The organism is Pseudoalteromonas pernae (genome assembly GCF_039831865.1).
Taxonomy (GTDB): Bacteria; Pseudomonadota; Gammaproteobacteria; order Enterobacterales; family Alteromonadaceae; genus Pseudoalteromonas; species Pseudoalteromonas pernae.
Window position 1 is genome coordinate 741,396 of record NZ_JBDODM010000002.1, and the last position, 21,389, is coordinate 762,784.

The following is a 21,389-nucleotide window of genomic DNA, read 5'->3' on the forward strand; positions in this document are numbered from 1 at the left end:
TACCAAATAGGTAAACCTAAAACTATCCAATGCACGATTTCACAGTGCTTACACTTTGCTTGAGAAACGGTAACCAGCGCCGCGCACTGTTTGTACTAAACGGTCGTGGCCCATAGGCGAAATCGCTTTACGTAAACGTCGAATGTGCACATCTACCGTTCTATCTTCCACATACACATTAGTTCCCCAAACATGATCCAGCAACTGTTCACGGCTGTATACGCGCTCTGGGTGTGTCATGAAGAAATGCAATAAACGAAACTCTGTCGGACCCATGTCCAATTCACTGCCTTGTGATGTCACGCGGTGCGAGATAGGATCTAAACGAAGACCATGAACCTCAATCGCTTCTTCTAAAGAAGTTGGCGCTACTCGGCGAATGACCGCTTTAATACGAGCCATCAACTCTTTCGGAGAGAACGGCTTCGTCACATAATCATCCGCACCTACTTCCAAGCCACGAACTTTATCTTCTTCTTCGCCACGTGCAGTCAACATGATGATTGGGATCTGGCGAGTATGCTCGCTTTGCTTAAATTTCTTTGCGATCTGAATGCCGCTACCACCTGGTAGCATCCAGTCTAGTAGCACCATATCTGGGTAGGGCTCGACCATAGAAGCTATTGCAGAGTCGTAATCCTCAGCTTCAATCGCTTGAAAACCATTTTGTTCTAATACAAACACCAGCATTTCGCGTATTGGCGCTTCATCATCAACAACAAGAACTTTACGTGACATTCCGTTTATCTCTAATTAGCTTTATTGAACTGATGTCATTATTATGACTTTTTGTGACAATTTTATGAAAGCGTACACGCTATAACGGAATCAAGCAAAAATCCCTTGCAGATCAGTACAGATCAACTTCTTACTAAGGCGCAGGCTACGGATCAGATTTGTACTAATTCAGGCCAGTAGAGATCAGTATTTTACTAATTGATCACTACTTGGATCAGATTTATACCAAGCTCGATCAAAACAGCGCCAATAACCCTATGATTTTTGATTACTAATTAAACAAAGCCAGGCAATTAGCTCTGTAAGCTAGTAAAATTATGATCCAAAATCGTCATGGTTGATAAAATACTGATCCCAACAGATCGACTTGATGACAAAAATAACTATTTAACTTTCATAAAGATAGTTAAAAAAGGTGCTTTTCAGCTGAGTAGGAAGTGCCTCAAAGCAAGATCGTAACCTGGGTGAATTAGTAAAATCGTGATCTAAAAAAGCCCCGCATAAGGCGAGGCTTTTTGGCTTTAATCAGCTGATTACTTGATCTTAGGATCCAGCTGACCGCTTAGATAACGCATATGCATGTCATCTAGCGAGATTGGCTTGATTTTAGCTGCCTGACCGGCTGTACCAAACGCTTCATAACGCGCTACACAGATTTCAGTCATAGCTTTAGTTGCTTCAGCTAAGAACTTACGTGGGTCAAAGTTAGCAGGATTATGTGCTAAATGACGGCGAATAGCGCCTGTTGATGCTAAACGTAAGTCTGTATCGATGTTTACTTTACGCACACCGTGCTTGATACCTTCAACGATCTGCTCAACTGGCACACCGTAAGTTTCAGGGATCTCACCACCGTACTCGTTAATTACTGCTAACCACTCTTGTGGTACAGATGAAGAACCGTGCATTACAAGGTGTGTGTCAGGGATACGGCTGTGGATTTCTTTGATGCGGTCGATAGCAAGAATGTCGCCCGTTGGTGGACGAGTAAACTTGTATGCACCGTGTGACGTACCGCAGGCAATTGCTAGCGCGTCTACACCAGTCTTAGATACGAAGTCTGCCGCTTCTTCTGGATCTGTCAGTAGTTGGTCGTGAGATAGTTTGCCGACCGCACCGATACCATCTTCTTCACCAGCTTCACCAGTTTCAAGTGAACCAAGTACACCTAGCTCACCCTCAACTGAAACACCGCACGCATGCGCCATTTCTACTGTGCGACGGGTTACGTCCACATTGTATTCATAGCTAGAAGGAGTTTTACCATCATCCAACAATGAACCATCCATCATCACTGATGAGAAACCTAGTTGAATTGAACGCTGACACACTGCCGGTGAAGTACCGTGGTCTTGGTGCATAACTACAGGAATGTGTGGCCACTCTTCAATTGCTGCCAAAATCATATGGCGAATAAAAGGGGCACCTGCGTATGCACGGGCACCAGCTGAGCCTTGTACAATAACCGGGCTGTTTGTCTTGTCGGCCGCTTCCATGATGGCACGCATTTGCTCTTGGTTATTTACATTGAAGGCAGGTACGCCGTAACCAAATTCCGCCGCATGGTCGAGAAGTTGACGCATACTGATCAAAGCCATTTCGCTTATCTCCAATTTTTGATAGCACCAGACTATCGGGTTTTTGAACGGGATTAATGTTTGAATTTATTCAAACACGAGCCACTTTGGCTCATAACATAAGGCCGGCAAAAGTGAGAGAGGCCGGCCTAAACGTTATTTCTTTATTTTGCTCGCTCTTCAAGCATAGCAACCGCTGGTAATTTTTTCCCTTCTAAGAATTCTAAGAAGGCACCACCACCAGTGGAAATATATGAGATCTTATCAGCCACATTGTATTTATCAATCGCCGCCAGCGTATCGCCGCCACCTGCAATTGAGAAGGCATCTGAATTGGCAATCGCTTTTGCGATACTTTGCGTACCATTACCGAACTGGTCAAATTCAAATACACCTACTGGGCCATTCCAAACAATCGTGCCAGCCTGAGCGATAATGTCGCCAAGTTGTTTTGCAGTGTTTGGACCAATATCAAAGATCATGTCTTCGTCAGTTACATCTTGCACATCTTTAAGCTGCGCAACAGCTGACTCAGAGAATTCGTTACCAACAACTACGTCAACCGGCACAGGAATGTCGCCGCCATTTGCACGTGCTGTATCTGTTAATTTTTGCGCTTCAGCAATCAGGTCTTTCTCATAAAGAGACTTACCTACTGAGTGGCCAGCTGCTGCGATAAAGGTGTTGGCAATACCGCCACCTGTTACCAGTTGGTCAACCACATTTGATAGTGAATCCAATACCGTTAGTTTCGTCGATACTTTTGAACCACCCACGATAGCTACCAAAGGACGCTTAGGGTTATCAAGCGCTTTACCAAGTGCATCAAGCTCTGCAGCAAGCAGTGGGCCCGCACAAGCAACAGGTGCATGCATACCTACACCGTGTGTAGATGCTTGTGCACGGTGCGCAGTACCGAAAGCATCCATCACATACACGTCACACAATGCAGCTAGTTGCTTTGACAAGGCTTCGTCATTGGCTTTTTCGCCTTTGTTGAAGCGTACGTTTTCAAACACCACAACTTCGTTGTCTGCAACTTCAACACCGTCTAGGTAATCAGTCGCTAGGCGAACTTGCTGAGACAGTTTTTCGTTAAGGTAATCAACAACTGGAGCAAGAGAGAATTCTGCGTCATATTGGCCTTCGGTTGGACGACCTAAGTGCGACATGATCATCACTTTAGCGCCTTTTTCTAGCGCAAGTTCGATGGTAGGGAGTGCTGCACGTAAACGCGCGTCTGAGCTAACTTTGCCATCTTTAACTGGTACGTTTAGGTCTTCACGGATCAAAACGCGCTTACCAGCTAAATCCAAATCCGCCATCTTAATGACCGACATTCTCTTCTCCTTAGTTATACGTTTTATTCAAGATGTGATGCAGTTGCTTGCATCCACGCTGCAGAGGTATCAAGCATTCGATGCGCGAACCCCCACTCGTTGTCACACCATACTAAAAGTTTTATCAAACGTTTATGACTAACGCGTGTCTGTGTTCCATCAATGATACAAGAATGTGCATCATGGTTAAAATCTACTGACACGAGTGGTTCTTCTGTGTAATCCAAAATACCCGCAAGACGCCCATGTACGGCTTTGGCTATTGCCTTATTTACATCACCAAGAGACACATCGGTGTTAACCGTCACACTCAAGTCCATGGCCGTCACATTGATTGTCGGCACTCGCACTGCGATTGCTTCAAAGCGGCTATGAAATTTTGGCAGTATGCGCTCAATACCACGCGCAAGCTTTGTATCAACCGGAATAATAGACTGGCTTGCTGCACGGGTACGACGCAGATCGTCATGGTAAGCATCAATCACTTGTTGATCGTGCATTGACGCATGGATAGTCGTAATCGCACCAGATTCAATGCCAAAGGCATCATCAAGTACTTGAATAACAGGCACAATACAGTTAGTGGTACATGAACCATTAGAAACAATGGTGTGCTCAGCTTTGAGCTCATGGTCGTTAATACCAAAAACAATCGTTGCGTCAACATCGGCATCCGCCGGTTGGGAAAACAATACTTTCTTGGCACCAGCATTTAAGTGCAATTGCGCGTGTTCGCGCGAGTGGTAAACGCCGGTACATTCAAGCACGACATCCACATGGTGTTGTTGCCAAGGCAGTGCACCGGCCTCTTGTTCGCTGTATAACGCAATTTCATCGCCATCGACGATTAGCGACTTCTCGCCCAACTCAACGGGAAAAGCGAAACGACCATGTGCCGTGTCATATTTTAAGAGATGCGCAATGCCTTCTGGCTTTGCTAGTTCATTGATTGCGACAATTTCGAATTCACTACGGCGACCACTTTCGTATAGAGCGCGTAAAATATTACGCCCAATACGCCCAAAGCCATTTATTGCTAGCTTAATTGCCATATGTACAGACTACCGCCATGAAGAAAGATGAACAGACGCAGGTCTAAGAATAATGGCCGCTATTGTAATCGACTCGCGCCTTGAGTGTAAGGGGCAAGTACAAATAAAAAGCGTTAATCGGGTGTACTCTACGATACCCAAATACCACTTTTCAGGTGATTGAGGAGGTATTGACCGCTAAAAGCCCCTACAAACTAACTTCAAGACAGACCACCAAAGAGCGTCAAAATGGCAATAAGTGCTAAGAAGAACAAAATGTTACGCTTCACTAAACGCATCATACATTGAGCTTCAATGGTGCAACCGTAGTGTTCGAGTTCAATTTGCTCTGCTGCTAATGCTGTTTGCGTGATCACTTCACGGTTTGGCACCGTGAAGTTAAGCACATGCTGCAACCACGTCTGCGTCCCCTTGGAAAAGTTACCGATCACTAGGTAACCAAAACTTGCGACACGCGCTGCTGGCCAATCCAACCAGAAAACAAGCTTGTGCAAGGCATTGTGCCAACCCGCTAAGTGGTGTTCTTGATCTGTGCTTATATCCAGATAGGTGCGCGCCAGTGAATAGAATACAGCCCCTGGAGCACCCAAAATAACAAACCAGAAGATAACGGCACAGTAAAAACGAAAGTTCACCCACGCCAGCGTTTGCGCAAAAGTTTCACCTTGCTCTTCATCTTCGGTGCGGATTTGTCCCATTTGGAGGGCGTACAAGGTTGCCGCTTCATTGTCATCGCGTGTTAACGCGTTTAAGTAACCTTTATAATGTGCTCGCATTGTCGCGCACCCAAAGCACACCAACACTAAGGTAGTGTTCACAAGTAGTTGCCACAACACGAAATCACTGAGATGTGCAATGAAGGCAACGATAAGAGTGGGAATAAGTAACCAAAGGATGATGCCCACAACCTTTGAGCTGGCACTAGCGCGAGTAAGGATATTTTGACTTTTCGTCATGTACCACTGTGCATAAGTGGCAATCTGCCATGGTTTAGATCGTGCCCCGAGGCGCTCGGCGATGAGAGCAAAAATTATTGAAATCAGAGTCATAGTAGATAAACGTCCAGCCTAAACTTCCTTTAGTCTATCGTAGTTTTAGGCAAAAGTAAGGTCAAAAAAGTGCTGCCAATCAAAGCCTTCACCGGGATCTGTTTTACGCCCTGGGGCGATGTCGCTATGGCCGACAATGCGCTCTTTTGTAATTTTGGGGTACATCTCCATCAGTGCCTGAGTTAGTTTCGCGAGCGCGAGATATTGCTGCTCCGTGTAAGGTAATTTGTCGGTGCCCTCAAGCTCAATGCCAATACTAAAGTCATTGCAACGCTCACGCCCTGAGTATGAGGACACACCAGCATGCCACGCACGCTTATCAAATGGTACGTATTGCCTAACTTTGCCTTGTCTATCGATCAAGCAATGGGCAGACACTCTCACCCCCTCAAGCGATGCAAAACTGGGATGCGCATCACAGTTCAAACGGCCGCAAAATAAGTCATCGATGTAGGGGGTGCCAAAGTGCCCTTCAGGTAAAGAAATACAATGGATAACTAACAAGGAAACTTCTTGTTGCGGGCGTTCATCGAAGTGAGTACATGGAAGCTGGGAAGCGTCTGTACAAAGACCGTTTAGTGAAATATCCATAGCATCTTACCATCAACATATTGCCTGCCATGGTAAAGCGCTAGGAGTCAGTGCGCAAGGCAACCTCGGGGGAAAAATTACATTCACCGTAACGATTTACACTCACCAACTCTTCGTCGCGACGTAGAATTGCGACGTGATTTTCGTCTGAGTCTGAGCGCACAAAATCTAATTCAAACCCCATCTTGGTGAGCGTGTAGACTTTGTCTATTTGCTCGCCTGTTAAATTAGCGTAATGCTCACGGAATGTCCTTTGTCCGCTACGGCGCTCGTTATCTATCTTTCTCGCGTGTGCCATGGTTGCTTACCCTGCAAAACATATCCAGTAAATATAGCGTATACGGGGTAAAAAAAAAGCACCGCATTCAAAATGCAGTGCCTTATCAACAACTTGTACCATTAAAGGTACATCATTCAGCTTTTTGCTCTCGCCCTAATAAGGCCATGGCAGCTTGCTTCACGTCTTTGTTTTCGTACAGCACTTGGTATATCTGCTCAGTGATAGGCATTTCAATACCAGTACGCTTCGCTAACATATACACTTCTTTGGTGTTGCGATAACCTTCAACCACCTGACCGATTTGTTGCTGTGCTGAGTCTACGTCTAGACCCTGCCCTAGCGCTAAACCAAAACGGCGATTGCGCGATTGATTGTCGGTACAGGTAAGAATCAGATCGCCCAAACCAGCCATCCCCATAAAGGTTTCTGATTTAGCCCCTAATGCACAACCAAGACGACATAACTCTGCTAACCCACGAGTGATAAGCGCTGTTCTGGCATTCGCGCCAAAACCAAAGCCATCTGCGATACCCGCGCCGATAGCAATGACATTTTTCACTGCGCCGCCAAGCTGGATGCCGATAAAGTCATTGTTGCGATACACACGGAACGAGCGCCCGCAATGCAACAAGCTCGATAACCGCTCACACAGCTCATCACTGGTTGCCGATACTGAAATCGCTGTTGGTAAACCTGCCGCCATTTCTTTTGCAAACGTAGGGCCAGACAACACTGCTAATTCGACTTCATCACCCAACTCTTGCTTTGCCACGTCTTGCAACAAACGACCCGTATCTGGCTCTAAGCCTTTGGTTGCCCACGCGACTTTAGCGCCATCAAGCAACATAGGTTGAATCGTTTTCAGCAAACCAGAAAAGGCGTGACTTGGCACTACCACGAGCACGATATCACTGCTTTTTACTGCCAGTTCTAAATCGCTCTGAAGTTCTAAGGTTTCTGGAAATGGAATATCGCCGAGGTACTGTTCGTTTTTACGCTCATTTGCCAGCTTTTCTACGTGCGCAGCATCGCGTCCCCACAGGGTTACTTGATGACCATTGCGTGCAAAGCAAATAGCAAGGGCGGTGCCATACGACCCCGCCCCTAGAACAGTTACAGCCGATTGTGCTGTAGCACTCATAACTTATGCGTCAGCCTGTTGCGCTTGTTCAGCAACACGTTGTTGCATGTACTGTGCAAATAGCGCGTCAAAATTAACTGGAGCAAGGTTCAACTGTGGGAAAGTACCACGGTTTACTAGGTTAGAAACTGCTTCGCGAGCGTAAGGGAATAGCACATTCGGGCAGAAAGCGCCTAGCATGTGTGCTGTTTGCAGCTCTTCTAATTCACCAATTGCGAAAATACCAGCTTGTTGGATTTCACATAGGAATGCTGTTTCTTCACCGATAGTTGCGGTAACAGTTAACGCTAAAACAACTTCGAAGATACCGTTTTCAAGTTTGTTTGAACGTGTATCGATGTCTAGCTTAACTTCTGGTTTCCACTCTTTTTGGAAAATAGCTGGAGAATTTGGCGTTTCAAAAGACACGTCTTTTGTATAGATACGTTGAATTGAAAATTGCGCTTGTTGTTCTTGTGCTGCGCCTTGATTTTGCTCTTCCATTGTAATTCCTATCAATCTGTCTTAAGTAATAAGCCGCAAAAAGTGCGGCTCGGTACTGAAATTATTATTAAGCGCCTAAAAGCGTATTTAACTCGCCTTTGGCTTCTAATGCCATCATATCATCGCAACCACCCACATGGTGTTCGCCGATAAAAATTTGCGGCACCGTATAACCGCCATTTGCTTTTGCGATCATTTCTTCGCGAAGCTCAGGCTTACGGCCAATATCATGCTCGGTATAAGCAACACCTTTCTTATCTAACAATGCCTTAGCACGTTGACAAAATGGGCAGTAATCTTTGGTATATAAAACTACATCAGTCATATATTTCTCTCAACGCTGATTAGCGACCAGAAACAAGCGGCAATCCCGCAGTTTGCCATGATTGCATGCCACCAGAGAGGATAAAGACGCTTTCAAAGCCAGCTTTAGCAAGGTTATTTGCGATGCCTGAAGCCGTCATACCTGTTGCACATACCAGTATAATGGGATTGTTTTTGTGCTTTTCAAGCTCTGCAAAGTCACTTTGTTTTGCTTTTTCGACACTCAGGTGTACTGAGTTAGCAATGCGACCTGTATTGAAGTCTTTTAGTGGACGAATATCTGCAATAACCGCACTCTCGCGATTCACCATTAATGTGAGTTGCTGCGGGTTAATCTGCTTGATTGCAGAAAACTTACTTTTGAACCAGCCCGTAATAAGCATAAACACTATTACCAGCCAGATAATGCTTAAGATCGGGTGATTGCCGATAAATTCAATGTATTGTTCCATACGTGATACTTTATTGTTCAAACCTAGAGGGCGGCACAAGTATACACACTTGCCTTAAAGTTACCAATTGATGAAATATTTTCTACTGCGATGTTGAGCAAAAAACGGTAGGATAATAGCCAAACCACTTGTAGATAACCGTTTTAGTGATGTCACAAGGGTTAGGTTTCAATCGACGTGCACATATCTCAGGAGCGACAATGACTCAGCCTAAAAAACCACTCGTACTTATGATTCTCGATGGGTGGGGTTACCGTGAAGAAAGTGAAAGTAATGCTATTTTAGCCGCCAACACACCTGTTTTAGACAAGCTGTGGCAAGAGCGTCCTCACACTTTGATTTCTGGGTCTGGTATGGATGTGGGTCTTCCGGACGGACAAATGGGTAACTCAGAAGTTGGTCACGTAAACTTGGGTGCCGGCCGTGTTGTTTATCAAGATTTTACCCGTATTACTAAAGCCATTGACGAGGGTACATTCGCCCAAAACCACGCTCTCGTTGAGGCAATCGACAAAGCGGTTGACGCAGGCAAAGCAGTACATTTAATGGGCCTTATGAGCCCAGGTGGTGTTCATAGCCACGAAGATCATATTGTTGCAGCCATTGAATTAGCAGCCCAGCGTGGCGCCGAAGAAATTTATGTTCATGCATTTTTGGATGGTCGCGACACGCCGCCACGCAGTGCTGAGGCGTCTTTGCAAAAAATTGACGCAACCTTTGCTCGTCTAGGCAAGGGGCGAATCGCTTCAATCGTTGGTCGTTATTATGCTATGGACCGAGATAATCGTTGGGACCGCGTAGAAAGCGCCTATGACCTAATGGTGTTGGGTGAATCACAATATAAAGCGCCTGATGCAGTCAGTGGCTTGCATGCTGCTTACGAGCGTGATGAAAATGATGAATTTGTAAAAGCGACAGTGATTGGTGATGCACCTGCGACCATTAATGATGGTGACGCCGTGTTATTCATGAACTTCCGTGCCGACCGTGCACGTCAAATGACTCGCACATTCGTAGATGCCGATTTTAATGGTTTCACTAAGAAGAAAACGCCTAATCTTGCGGCCTTTGTAATGCTGACTGAGTACGCAGCCGACATCCAAGCGCCTGTGGCCTTCCCACCAGAGCCATTAAACAATGTACTGGGTGAATGGCTAGCGAAGCATGACAAAACCCAACTTCGTATTTCTGAAACAGAAAAATACGCACACGTAACGTTCTTCTTCAGCGGCGGTCGTGAACAAGAGTTTGACGGCGAAAGCCGTGAGCTGATCCCTTCACCTGATGTGGCCACCTATGACCTGCAGCCAGAGATGAACTCAGCGTTGCTAACAGATAAACTCGTTGAAGCAATTCACAGCGGTCAGTACGACGTGATCATTTGTAACTACCCTAACGGCGACATGGTTGGTCACTCAGGGGTATTTGCAGCTGCGGTGAAAGCATGTGAAGCAGTTGATGCCTGTATTGGTCGCGTTGTCGAGGCGCTTGAACAAGTCGGTGGTGAAGCGCTTATTACGGCGGATCACGGTAATGCAGAACAAATGCAAGATCCAAATTCAGGTCAAGCGCACACAGCGCATACTAGTGAGCCAGTGCCATTTATTTATGTTGGCCGCGATGCCGAGCCTGTGGCGGGCAAAACACTCAGTGATGTGGCGCCTACAATGCTGCATCTGATGGGTATGGAGCAACCAGAAGAAATGACTGGTTCACCAATCATGCGCCTTAAATAACGGATTATAGGCCCATGCTTAGGTTCAATCGCCTAATCACATCAGGCAAAGTGCCGCTGCTTTATGCGGCGCTTTTGCTGATGTTCACCCCAGTTGGCACTTTCGCCAACGAAGATCGTACTAAACAGGATTTAACTGAAGTTCAAAAAGAACTGAAAAAAAATCAGCAAAACCTCAAAAGCCATAAAGGGTCCTTAAGTTCCTTGCAAAAGGAATTAAGACAGTCAGAAAAAGCCATTGCTGAAAACGCCAAAGAACTGCGTAGCCTCGATGCTAAGATTTCCAGCAACCGTGAGCAACATAAAGAACTCGAACGCGAAGCTCAGGTATTAGAAGAGCAACGCAAAACATTTGATGCTGCGCTAGCCGCGCAATTGAAAAGCGCCTACATGGTCGGCGGGCATGACTACTCAAAGTTACTCCTTAATCAACAGAATACAGCAAAGTTAGAGCGCACAATAAGTTATTACGACTACCTCAATAAGGCGCGTTTACAGCAGTTAGACGCACTGAAAGAAACGCTCGCTGAAATAGAGAAAAACCAAGCAGCTCTGGCGCAAAACCGCGCTCAATTAGAACAACTGCGCGCGCAAGAAGAACAACAACATGCCGAGCTAATTGCCGCAAAAGAGCAACGTAAATCTCAAGTTGACGCACTCCAAAGTGAGCTTAATGAGCTTCAGAGCTCGATCAATTACCTTAAAGATAATGAACAAACGCTCATTTCCACCTTGGAGGATTTAGAACAAAGTAAAGGGCGTCAAATAGCCATGCTCGGCCTAGGTGCCAGCAAAGGAAAGCTCTCGTGGCCAACTCGCGGGCCACTTAAACATAAATTTGGCACCCGTAAACGCCCCGGTTTTAACTGGAAAGGTGTGGTGATTGGCGCCAGTGAGGGCAGCAACATTAACAGCATCCAAGATGGTCAGGTGGTGTTTGCTGATTGGCTCAAAGGCTTTGGCTGGGTCATGGTTGTTGACCACGGTGAAGGCTACATGAGTCTGTATGGCCATGCTCAAGCCTTGCTAAAAGAAGTGGGCGACCAAGTCTACCAAGGTGAGACTATTGCATTAGTCGGTCAGAGCGGCGGCCAAGTTGATCCTGGTCTATACTTCGAAATACGTCACAAAGGACGTGCCGTTAACCCAACTACATGGTGCAAGTCCTCATAATTGAATAGTGGCTGCGCCTAAGGGGCAGCCAATGTTCGCATCTTCAGCTTTCATTTTCAGGCAGTTTATTTCACAGTGTTTGGCAATTTCACTGTGCCTAATGTGTGCGTCTGCAACACTTCCAAGTTTGGCCAAGGACAGCCAACTCGAAGAAGTACTGTTTCATATTAACCATTTCTATGTTGAAGAAGTAGACCGCAACAAACTCGATCACCATGTCTTGTCTAGCCTTCTTGAAGAACTTGACCCCTACAGTGAATTTCTCGATGAAAAAGAGTTAAAGCGCCTGTTTGATGTTACCAATGGTGAATACAAGGGCTTGGGCATCGAAGTAGAAAAACGTCAAGATCATGTGGTTATCGTCTCTGCACTGCCCAACTCTCCTGCCCAAGCAGCTGGTTTGCAAAGCGGAGACATTGTGCTCGCAATTAATGATACTGCCGCATTGGATAAATCACTCGACGAAGTCTCTGCGCTGATCAACAGTCGAGATGATGGTGAAGTTACGTTGGCTATTGCCCGCGCGGGTCATTCTCAACGTTTGGTCTATCACTTAACGCGTCAACCCATCCATATTGAGAGCGTGGCGAGTAAACTGCAAGATAACCAAATCGCCTACCTGCGTATCAACAGCTTCAATAATCATAGCTTTCATGATGTCGCCAGACACATCGCGCAACTGCAACAACAGAGCGGCCTTGCACTCAGAGGGCTACTACTGGATTTGCGTGATAATCCCGGTGGCACATTCGACAGTGCAGTTGCTATCGCAGATTTGTTCCTTTCCGACGGTGTGATTGTATCAACTCGGGGGCGTTTTATTGAAGCAAATCAGCGCTTTGAAGCGCAGCCTGGCGATATATTAGAAGGCGCGCCAATAGTCGTGTTGATCAATCAAGGTTCCGCCTCTGCAGCGGAAATTGTCGCAGGTGCTTTAAAGGACAATCGCCGTGCTACCGTGGTGGGCACTCGCTCATACGGTAAAGGCTCGGTGCAATCGCTTATCCCCCTTGGAGATGGCAGAAGTGCATTAAAATTGACCACTGCCAAATACTTTACACCTGCGGGCGTATCCATCGAGGGAACGGGCATCACGCCTGACGTCCCTATATTACAACCAGCACTTTCTCAATCAAATAAAGAGGTTATAATAAATTTAGCTGAGGGAAAAAATGCTGATAAAAACTTAACGGCGTCACTCGATAAGCAGCTACTCAAAGCTCAGCAACTATTAGAAAAATACTAAAAATAATAACAATATGAATCCAAGGGGTCCCAAAATCGTGGTCACCCTTGGATCAATAACAACATCAACAGAAGAACAAAGAGAACTGTGCGCATAAAAAAATGGATTGCAGTATGTGCCTTGGTATCTTGTGTATCAGCGCATGCAAAGCAGGTAGCAATCGTCATAGACGATATAGGTTATCAACGTAACGATATGTCGGCCTTGAATATCCCGGGTCAACTAACGTTTTCTATTCTCCCCTTTACCCCTTATGCGAAGCGTTTTGCAGCGCAAGCGAGTGCCCAAAATAAAGAGATCATGCTGCATGCGCCAATGCAAGCATTAGACGGGAAAACCCTTGGGCCCGGCGCATTAACCATGGATATGCAAAAGGATGATTTCCAAACCATGCTCCGTGATGCTTTGGATAGTTTACCCAATATAAAAGGGGTAAATAACCACATGGGCTCATTACTAACCCAACAAAATACGCCCATGAATTGGACTATGGAAGTCCTCAAAGAACACGACCTATACTTCCTAGACAGTAAAACGACGCCTAAATCTAAAGCTCAAACAATTGCCAGCTTATACGGTGTCGATAACGTCGCTCGTCATGTATTTCTCGATAACATCACTACCGAAAAACAAATGCGATTTCGTTTCGATCAATTAAAACGGATTGCTCAGCGCTATGACTATGCCGTCGCGATAGCCCACCCCTATCCTGAAACCTTTGCGTTTTTGCAGAATTCCTTGGCCGAGCTTGAGCAAGAAGGCATTCAACTTGTGCCCTTATCTGAGCTGGTACAGGCACGCACCTTGCGATTGGCACAAGCAAACTCGCCGACACTCAACGGTGAATAGCGCATCTTTATGAGCCAGATAACAACAAAAAACCCGCTATAAAGCGGGTTTTTTGTTGTCTGAATAATGCAGATTAGAACTGGCTATTTGCCGCTTCAACTACATTTTCAACAGTAAAGCCGAACATCTTAAATAGCTCGTTTGCTGGCGCTGATTCACCGAAAGTGGTCATGCCAATTACTTTACCGGTCAAACCTACATACTTGTACCAGAAGTCAGCAATACCAGCTTCTACTGCTACGCGACGCGTTACAGCTGCTGGAAGAACTGATTCTTTATACTGCGCATCCTGAGCATCGAACAAATCTGTTGATGGCATTGAAACCACGCGTACTTTTTTACCTTCGCTGCGCAGTTGCTCAGCGGCATCAACCGCTAGTTGAACTTCTGAACCTGTTGCAATAAGGATCACTTCAGGCGCACCATCACAGCTCAACACATAACCGCCCTTTTTAACGTTCGCTAATTGCTCCGGTGTACGCGATTGTTGTGCAAGACCTTGGCGAGTAAATACAAGTGATGTAGGGCCATCTTTACGCTCAATTGCTTGTTGCCAAGCAATGGCAGACTCAACTTGGTCACATGGACGCCAGTTCACTAGGTTCGGCGTGTAACGTAAGCTCGCCATTTGCTCCACTGGTTGGTGCGTAGGACCATCTTCACCCAAACCGATTGAATCGTGGGTGTACACAAAGATGCTTGGTGTTTTCATCAGTGCGGCCATACGTACTGCGTTGCGTGCGTATTCCATGAACATTAAGAAAGTCGCACCGTAAGGGATAAAGCCTTTATGCAGCGCAATACCATTCATAATCGCCGACATACCGAATTCACGTACACCGTAGAATACGTAGTTGCCCGACGCATCATCACTCGTTAAGCCTTTTGAACCACTCCACAAGGTCAAGTTCGAACCCGCAAGGTCAGCAGAGCCGCCCATAAACTCAGGAAGCATAGGACCAAATGCATTCAATGCATTTTGTGATGCTTTACGTGTTGCTGGATTATCAGGGTTTGCCTGTAATTGCTCAATGTAGGCTTGTGATTTTTCAGCCCAATCAGCAGGTAATTCACCTTTTTGGCGACGTTCAAACTCAGCAGCAAGTTCTGGGTGCGCAGCTTTATATGCAGCGAACTTTTCGTGCCAGTTTTGCTCGTGTTTTTGACCTGCTTCTTTTGCGTCCCACTCGCTGTATACGTCTTGTGGAATAACAAAAGGTGCATGCTCCCAACCCAAAAATTCACGCGCGGCTTTGATTTCGTCATCACCTAGCGGTGCACCGTGACAATCATGGCTACCCGACTTGTTTGGTGAACCGTAACCAATCACTGTTTTACAACAGATCAATGTTGGTTTATCAGAGTTTGCGCGACCTTCTTCGATTGCAGCACGGATAGCATCACTGTCGTGACCATCAACACCACGCACTACATGCCAGCCATATGCTTCGAAACGCGCAGGCGTATCGTCGCTGAACCAACCTTCAACTTCACCATCGATTGAGATGCCGTTGTCATCCCAAAATGCGATGAGCTTACCTAGACCCAAGGTACCAGCTAATGAACAGGCTTCGTGAGAGATACCTTCCATTAAACAGCCGTCACCTAGGAAGGTGTAGGTATAGTGATCAACAATGTCATGTCCAGCGCGGTTAAATTGAGCGCCAAGCGCTTTTTCTGCGATAGCCATACCTACCGCGTTAGTGATCCCCTGACCAAGCGGGCCCGTAGTGGTTTCAACGCCTGGTGCGTAGCCATATTCAGGGTGACCTGGAGTTTTAGAATGCAGTTGACGGAAGTTTTTAATTTCTTCCATCGGTAGGTCATAGCCGCTTAAATGTAAAAGCGAATAAATCAGCATTGAACCATGGCCATTTGACAGGATAAATCGGTCGCGGTCAGCCCAATCAGGATTTGTTGGGTTGTGCTTTAGATAGTCACGCCATAGGACTTCGGCGATATCAGCCATTCCCATAGGAGCACCTGGGTGACCTGATTTAGCTTGTTGAACCGCGTCCATAGACAAGACGCGAATGGCGTTTGCAAGTTCTTTGCGTGATGGCATGAATTCTCCTACCTTTAAATGTATTTGCGCTGGAAGCTCCGCACTTGCTCATGCTAGCGAATGTGCGAAGGATAAGATAAAGGCCCATTCTTACTTATTCACAGGCCCCCTGCAATTAAAACTTGTGGACAATATAGGTGACTTTAAAATTACTCATATTAATTGGCTATAAGACTGAAAATTAGTAATTTGGACGTCTAGGCGTAAAATAGCTAGGCAAGGTGCGATCATTTAGCTAGAATACGCGCCTTATTTTTATGCAGCGCTGCACCCTAATTGGTGACGTGTATGGGAAGCGCGAGACTTGTGAGAAAAACCAATGGCAAAACATTTATTTACTTCTGAGTCAGTGTCTGAGGGACACCCGGATAAAATCGCTGACCAAATTTCAGATGCGGTACTAGATGCTATTTTGGAGCAAGACCCGCACGCCCGTGTAGCTTGTGAAACATACGTTAAAACAGGCATGGTAATGGTTGGTGGTGAAATCACTACTAGCGCTTGGGTTGATATCGAAGAACTAACTCGTAAAACAGTTCGTGAAATCGGTTACACACACTCAGACATGGGTTTCGATGCTGATTCATGTGCAATCCTTAATACGATTGGCAAACAGTCTCCAGACATCAACCAAGGTGTTGACCGTGCGCGCCCTGAAGACCAAGGTGCTGGTGACCAAGGTCTAATGTTTGGTTACGCGTGTAACGAAACAGACGTATTAATGCCTGCGCCTATCACGTATTCACACCGCCTAGTACAGCGCCAAGCGCAAGTACGTAAGAGCGGCGAGTTACCTTGGCTTCGTCCAGACGCTAAGTCTCAGGTAACATTTGCATACGAAAATGGTCAACCTGTGGGTATCGATGCGGTAGTACTATCGACTCAGCACTGTGACACTATTTCTCAGGACGATCTTGTTGAAGCGGTGATGGAAACTATCATCAAGCCAACACTTCCTGCTGAACTAATCACTTCTGCGACTAAGTTCTTCATTAACCCAACTGGCCGTTTCGTTATCGGTGGTCCAATGGGTGACTGTGGTCTAACTGGTCGTAAGATCATCGTTGATACATACGGCGGTATGGCTCGTCACGGTGGTGGTGCATTCTCCGGTAAAGATCCATCAAAAGTTGACCGTTCAGCGGCATACGCAGCACGTTACGTTGCGAAAAACATCGTAGCAGCTGGCCTAGCTGATCGTTGTGAAATTCAAGTTTCTTACGCAATCGGTGTTGCAGAGCCTACATCTATCAGCGTTGAAACATTCGGCACAGGTAAACTAGACGAAGCACGTTTAATCGAGCTAATCCGCAAGCACTTTGACCTACGTCCTTACGGTCTAATCCAGATGCTTGACCTTGAGCGTCCGATTTACCAACCGTCTGCGGCATACGGTCACTTTGGTCGCGAAGAATTCCCTTGGGAAGCGACAGACAAAGTTGAAGCACTTCGTGCGGACGCTGGCCTGTAATAGCCAAGTAAATACAAGAAAAGCGCTCATTGAGCGCTTTTTTTATGCCTTTATTTTATGCTGTTAATGCATAAAGTCCCGACACTGACCCGTTGTTAACGGCATGGGGCTCATAACCTGAGTATTGGCCAACCGCGCGCGCAAGTTACTCAAGGTACGATACACGCTTTTAAGCGACACTTTATTGCTTATCCAGTTGGGGATCGCCCCCGCGGGATCGGCTTCAACCTCGTACTCGAGCAACAATCCAGTTGGTTGCTCGCTGATAAGCCAAGATGCCTGCAAGTCCTCAATTCGCACACGGCCTTTGGGAACTTCTGAGTCAGATTGAACCGCTTTAATTATCAATTTCGTTTGCGCCTCATTGAGCCTTTCATAACACGATAGGCTGTACAGCTCCCTATCAGCTACAGGCCAAGGGGAATTGAGCAGTGTAAATACATGGGAATGATGAGGTTGTGGACTGGCCAATAAACGCACTTGTTTAACGCCTTCAAGCCAATCTGGCGCGTGCTCAGTATCGTGTAATAGGCTAACAAATTGAGCTGCGTTGGCATTAGGTATCAATACGTTAGCTTTGATGGCGTATTGTCCTTGCTCATTTTTAGCAAAGGATACGTTTAAGTGTTCTTGCTCTTTCCAAATACGCCAAGTCGGCTGCGCGGCAACCGACTGAGGTAGAACGACTAGAACAACACTAATCGCGCCAATAAGGCTGGGTATTGCGCGTGGCATCACGACTTTGTTCCATAGCACTAAGTAAATATTCCGTTTTTTGTGACAACCATGCTTGGATTTTTTCCAACTCTTCGCTGTCTTTGCCTTGGCATAGTTGCTCAAGATAATGCAGGGTGAACAGTTCGAACGTTCCGTGTACGATATCTAACCAAGGAGCGCGGAAGTTTAAACGCGCCTCCTCGTTGAACAATGCCCCCAAACAGCAACCACTGAGTAGGTTACGCTCAAGTCGTTGTTTTAAGTTTAAATATTCATTGGCTGAGAGCGGTTCTTCATTTTCCACTAAAGCGCGCATTTCATGCCAATCCGCTTCTAACAACTGCGCCGCAATGTCATGAATGTTGCGCTCTGCAGCTTGAAATTGAGACTGACCCCAAGACTGACGCCAACCGCGCTCTGTTAACCAAATAGTCAAATCAAGTAGTAATAAATTGTAGCGCTTGCTGGTAAAGATCTGCTGCACGTCTTCAATCGTTGGTTGCACATCTTTTAAGTCATCAATCACGTGCGCCAAATCGGGGGCAGCATTGATTTTCTTGTAGTACGCGTGTTTTTTGGAAGTGAAAGTTTTTAACTGAATTGCCGTTTCTACCCAACTCAATTCATTCAACAACCATTTTAATTCTGTACGCAATCGCTCAGTCGCTTGCTTTTCAACAATGTCTTTAAATAACCACAAGCTGTGGCGAATCAGACTAACGCCATCGGTAATACGCTTTAGCGTTTTTAATGTAGGTTTTTGGTAGTAACACTGCTCGTGCTTTTGCACAAAGGTAATGCCGTGATTAAGGCATTTCTCCAATGCTCGTTCTTGGCTATCTTCGTTAGTCAGTGCCACCATGTCGATTTCCTTGCTGGCACTGAGTGGCGTGTCATCAGCCAAACGGTACCCACGGGCTGCTTTGGAATACAGTCCCATGCGCAAAGGTAAGTTTTCGATTAATTTTTCGGCCAGTAAAAATAGTTCACTGCGCTCACCTTTAATTAACTCTATTTCAAGCTCACAAATAGGCTCAATACTTGAGTTAGCAGCGACTTCACCTTTATCTAGTACCACTTCGATCAAGGTACCTGACTGGGTTTCCACCAGCCAAGTTCTGCGGATAAAGTTGGTGCTGAATAATGGATAAAGATTTTCAGCAATGGCGTCAACTTGCACGCCATGAGGCCAAATACTGGCGTCAAATGCGCTCAGTTCAGGACGATTGCCTGAGATAGGTAAATTGAATTCAGGACGTTGATGCAGGCCGCCCACATTATCACCAGCGAGTTTAATGGTTTGCTCACAAACACCATCGCAGCAGCGCGTACGCAAACCAATATCGAGCGCTCTTAGCTCACGGCTTGGAGTATCAAAATACGCGTTTTGAAGGTTACGAGAAGGTTTGTTGGTAACGGTTTTGGCAAACTGTGTGATCAGTGCAGGAATTGACGGAGTGACCGCCTCAGATACTAAAAATTTGAGCTCTATCTCAGTGTCCATGCGTTCGAAAAGACCAATGGAATTGACAAGAGGACAACATAAACAAAGCCGCATACGAATGCAAACTTTTTGCGTATTCTTCCTACGCAAATAACCCCCTATTGGCAGGGTTGGGTTACAAAATCGCCCTTGCCATTGTCGCCTCCAGCCAATACTATGCCTCAATAAACATCTTATTTACGTAGACAAGGTTTAGTTAAATGCTAAAACACCTGTTTCTTGCACTCGTATTCGTATCAAGTGCATTTTTCACTCAGGCCGTGAGTGCCGAACAACGTGCCGCTTATATCAGTGACGAACTATACATTTTCATGCACTCTGGTGCTGGTAAAAACTATCGTATCTTAGGCTCTATCAATGCAGGCACAGAGATCACTTTAGTAACTGGTACAGAGACCAATGGCTTTTATGAAATTATTGATGACAAAGAGCGTCAAGGTTGGGTAGAAGCGCAGTACATCAACCAAGATAAGAGCTTAAAAGTAAAGTTTGAGCAGTTAGGTGAAGAGCTAGCGAGCACGCAGCAAACATTGCGCAATGCACAGAGCGAAATTCCAGAACTACAGAGCTTGAACAGTGACCTGCAAGCACAGAATCAACAATTGCAGGAACAATTAGCGACAGCTATTGCTGAGCGTGATGCAATTCAAACCAAACAACAAAGCCTACGTTCTAAAGAGAAACGTCAATTATTGACCTATGGCGGCGCCATCGCTTTTATCGGTCTGTTTTTGGGTATTATTCTGACTATCTTCCTATCGCGTAGAAAACGCTACGACGGTTGGGCGTAAGCTAGGCTTACCAATGTAAAAAATGCATTGAGCAAAAAGAGCGCATCTGCGCTCTTTTTTTTGATCTGCTAATAAGGCAGGTAATACGTGCTGTATTTATAAATCGATACGCAAGCCTGTGTCTTCTTTTACCTTTTCAATCACCATATAGGTGTGATGCGTGCCCACCCCTGGAATATCAACAAGATCGCCAAGCACCTGACGATATTCATTCATATCACTTACGCGCACTTTTAATAGGTAATCATACCCCCCGGCCACCATGTCGCACTCGACCACTTGGGGGGTTTTCACGATATGTTCTTTGAACGTTTTGAACACCGATGTGTTAGAAGTAACGAGCGAGACTTGCACGTGTGCTAGCAGGCTTTGATTGAGCTTCTGCTCAGAGAGCTTGGCATAGTATCCTTCGATAAACCCATCTGCTTCTAAACGCTTTACCCTGTCCAAACAAGGACTCGGACTTAAGTTAACTTGTTTTGCCAAATTAACATTAGAGATCCGACCATTTTTTTGCAAAGCGTCTAGGATGGCTAAATCGATTCTATCTAGAGTGCGAGATTTGGCTGTAAGCGACATAACAGAATTTTATACGGGCTTGGTGCGAATATACCCTGTAAATTATCGTAATTGCCAAAATTAAACCAGCATATTCTGCGGTATTTTCTTTAGAATGCCCGCGAATGTGTATTCATTAAGAGTGCAATCTTAACCGCATACAAATATATCCATGTAGGGAAAAATCTACACTCTCGCAGTTAGAACCTACAATGTAGTAATTGTCGTAACCGAGGCCCCACCATCTCACCTA

General features: G+C 45.8%; 21 protein-coding genes. 6 read left to right on the forward strand and 15 right to left on the reverse strand.

Features of this window, described 5'->3' with window-relative positions; translation table 11 throughout:
* Window positions 1-48: 48 nt before the first annotated feature.
* The 11 genes from phoB to V1358_RS07625 form a co-directional block, all read right to left on the reverse strand.
* Window positions 49-738, reverse strand: a complete 690-nt coding sequence (phoB, locus tag V1358_RS07575) for a phosphate regulon transcriptional regulator PhoB (RefSeq protein WP_347390371.1) — start codon at window positions 736-738, stop codon at window positions 49-51.
* A 533-nt stretch (window positions 739-1,271) separates the two neighbouring features.
* Window positions 1,272-2,336 (reverse strand): class II fructose-bisphosphate aldolase, encoded by a 1,065-nt coding sequence (gene fba / locus V1358_RS07580; RefSeq protein ID WP_347393097.1) that lies wholly within the window; start codon window positions 2,334-2,336, stop codon window positions 1,272-1,274.
* A gap of 143 nt (window positions 2,337-2,479) precedes the next feature.
* Entirely contained in the window at window positions 2,480-3,655 is a 1,176-nt protein-coding gene (locus V1358_RS07585) for a phosphoglycerate kinase (protein ID WP_347393098.1), read from the reverse strand.
* A gap of 23 nt (window positions 3,656-3,678) precedes the next feature.
* Window positions 3,679-4,707, reverse strand: a complete 1,029-nt coding sequence (gene epd, locus V1358_RS07590; RefSeq protein WP_347393099.1) for an erythrose-4-phosphate dehydrogenase — start codon at window positions 4,705-4,707, stop codon at window positions 3,679-3,681.
* 200 nt (window positions 4,708-4,907) lie between these two features.
* A complete protein-coding gene (gene ampE / locus V1358_RS07595) occupies window positions 4,908-5,756 on the reverse strand; it encodes a beta-lactamase regulator AmpE (protein ID WP_347393100.1) in 849 nt (282 codons plus the stop codon).
* A gap of 45 nt (window positions 5,757-5,801) precedes the next feature.
* The gene (gene ampD, locus V1358_RS07600) at window positions 5,802-6,347 is read right to left on the reverse strand and encodes a 1,6-anhydro-N-acetylmuramyl-L-alanine amidase AmpD (protein WP_347393101.1); all 546 of its coding nucleotides are present in this window, start codon (window positions 6,345-6,347) and stop codon (window positions 5,802-5,804) included.
* A 40-nt stretch (window positions 6,348-6,387) separates the two neighbouring features.
* Entirely contained in the window at window positions 6,388-6,645 is a 258-nt protein-coding gene (locus V1358_RS07605) for a hypothetical protein (protein ID WP_347390365.1), read from the reverse strand.
* 112 nt (window positions 6,646-6,757) lie between these two features.
* Window positions 6,758-7,768, reverse strand: coding sequence for an NAD(P)H-dependent glycerol-3-phosphate dehydrogenase (gene gpsA / locus V1358_RS07610; RefSeq protein ID WP_347393102.1), 1,011 nt, complete (start codon window positions 7,766-7,768; stop codon window positions 6,758-6,760).
* A 3-nt stretch (window positions 7,769-7,771) separates the two neighbouring features.
* Entirely contained in the window at window positions 7,772-8,251 is a 480-nt protein-coding gene (gene secB, locus V1358_RS07615; RefSeq protein WP_347390363.1) for a protein-export chaperone SecB, read from the reverse strand.
* A 67-nt stretch (window positions 8,252-8,318) separates the two neighbouring features.
* A complete protein-coding gene (gene grxC, locus V1358_RS07620) occupies window positions 8,319-8,576 on the reverse strand; it encodes a glutaredoxin 3 (protein WP_347390362.1) in 258 nt (85 codons plus the stop codon).
* A gap of 19 nt (window positions 8,577-8,595) precedes the next feature.
* The gene (locus tag V1358_RS07625; RefSeq protein WP_347390361.1) at window positions 8,596-9,027 is read right to left on the reverse strand and encodes a rhodanese-like domain-containing protein; all 432 of its coding nucleotides are present in this window, start codon (window positions 9,025-9,027) and stop codon (window positions 8,596-8,598) included.
* Window positions 9,028-9,227: 200 nt separating this feature from the next.
* Here V1358_RS07625 and gpmM point away from each other — a divergent pair, with 200 nt between their 5' ends.
* The 4 genes from gpmM to V1358_RS07645 all read left to right on the forward strand — a co-directional run bounded on the left by gpmM (window position 9,228) and on the right by V1358_RS07645 (window position 14,030).
* A complete protein-coding gene (gene gpmM / locus V1358_RS07630; protein WP_347393103.1) occupies window positions 9,228-10,763 on the forward strand; it encodes a 2,3-bisphosphoglycerate-independent phosphoglycerate mutase in 1,536 nt (511 codons plus the stop codon).
* Window positions 10,764-10,777: 14 nt separating this feature from the next.
* A complete protein-coding gene (locus tag V1358_RS07635; protein WP_347393104.1) occupies window positions 10,778-11,935 on the forward strand; it encodes a murein hydrolase activator EnvC family protein in 1,158 nt (385 codons plus the stop codon).
* Window positions 11,936-11,966: 31 nt separating this feature from the next.
* Window positions 11,967-13,181 (forward strand): S41 family peptidase, encoded by a 1,215-nt coding sequence (locus V1358_RS07640; protein WP_347390358.1) that lies wholly within the window; start codon window positions 11,967-11,969, stop codon window positions 13,179-13,181.
* Window positions 13,182-13,268: 87 nt separating this feature from the next.
* A complete protein-coding gene (locus V1358_RS07645) occupies window positions 13,269-14,030 on the forward strand; it encodes a divergent polysaccharide deacetylase family protein (protein WP_347390357.1) in 762 nt (253 codons plus the stop codon).
* Window positions 14,031-14,103: 73 nt separating this feature from the next.
* Here the strand turns inward: V1358_RS07645 and tkt are convergent, their stop codons facing one another.
* Window positions 14,104-16,095 carry a transketolase gene (gene tkt / locus V1358_RS07650; RefSeq protein WP_347393105.1) on the reverse strand — a complete coding sequence of 664 codons (1,992 nt, stop codon included), beginning with the start codon at window positions 16,093-16,095 and terminating at the stop codon, window positions 14,104-14,106.
* A gap of 319 nt (window positions 16,096-16,414) precedes the next feature.
* On the opposite strand from tkt, the gene metK reads away from it, so the two are divergent.
* On the forward strand, window positions 16,415-17,566 hold the full coding sequence (gene metK / locus V1358_RS07655; protein ID WP_347390355.1) for a methionine adenosyltransferase: 1,152 nt from the start codon (window positions 16,415-16,417) through the stop codon (window positions 17,564-17,566).
* A gap of 63 nt (window positions 17,567-17,629) precedes the next feature.
* Here metK and V1358_RS07660 read toward each other — a convergent pair whose 3' ends face one another.
* Window positions 17,630-18,301: an START domain-containing protein gene (locus V1358_RS07660; RefSeq protein ID WP_347393178.1), complete on the reverse strand. Its 672-nt coding sequence runs from the start codon at window positions 18,299-18,301 to the stop codon at window positions 17,630-17,632.
* On the reverse strand, window positions 18,264-19,787 hold the full coding sequence (locus V1358_RS07665) for a CYTH and CHAD domain-containing protein (RefSeq protein ID WP_347393106.1): 1,524 nt from the start codon (window positions 19,785-19,787) through the stop codon (window positions 18,264-18,266). Before V1358_RS07665 ends, V1358_RS07660 begins: the two co-directional genes overlap by 38 nt.
* 200 nt (window positions 19,788-19,987) lie before the next feature.
* Between V1358_RS07665 and V1358_RS07670 the strand changes: the two genes are divergently transcribed.
* On the forward strand, window positions 19,988-20,578 hold the full coding sequence (locus V1358_RS07670; RefSeq protein WP_347390353.1) for a TIGR04211 family SH3 domain-containing protein: 591 nt from the start codon (window positions 19,988-19,990) through the stop codon (window positions 20,576-20,578).
* 96 nt (window positions 20,579-20,674) lie between these two features.
* Here V1358_RS07670 and V1358_RS07675 read toward each other — a convergent pair whose 3' ends face one another.
* Window positions 20,675-21,157, reverse strand: a complete 483-nt coding sequence (locus tag V1358_RS07675; RefSeq protein ID WP_347390352.1) for an Lrp/AsnC ligand binding domain-containing protein — start codon at window positions 21,155-21,157, stop codon at window positions 20,675-20,677.
* Between the last annotated feature and the right edge of the window lie 232 nt (window positions 21,158-21,389).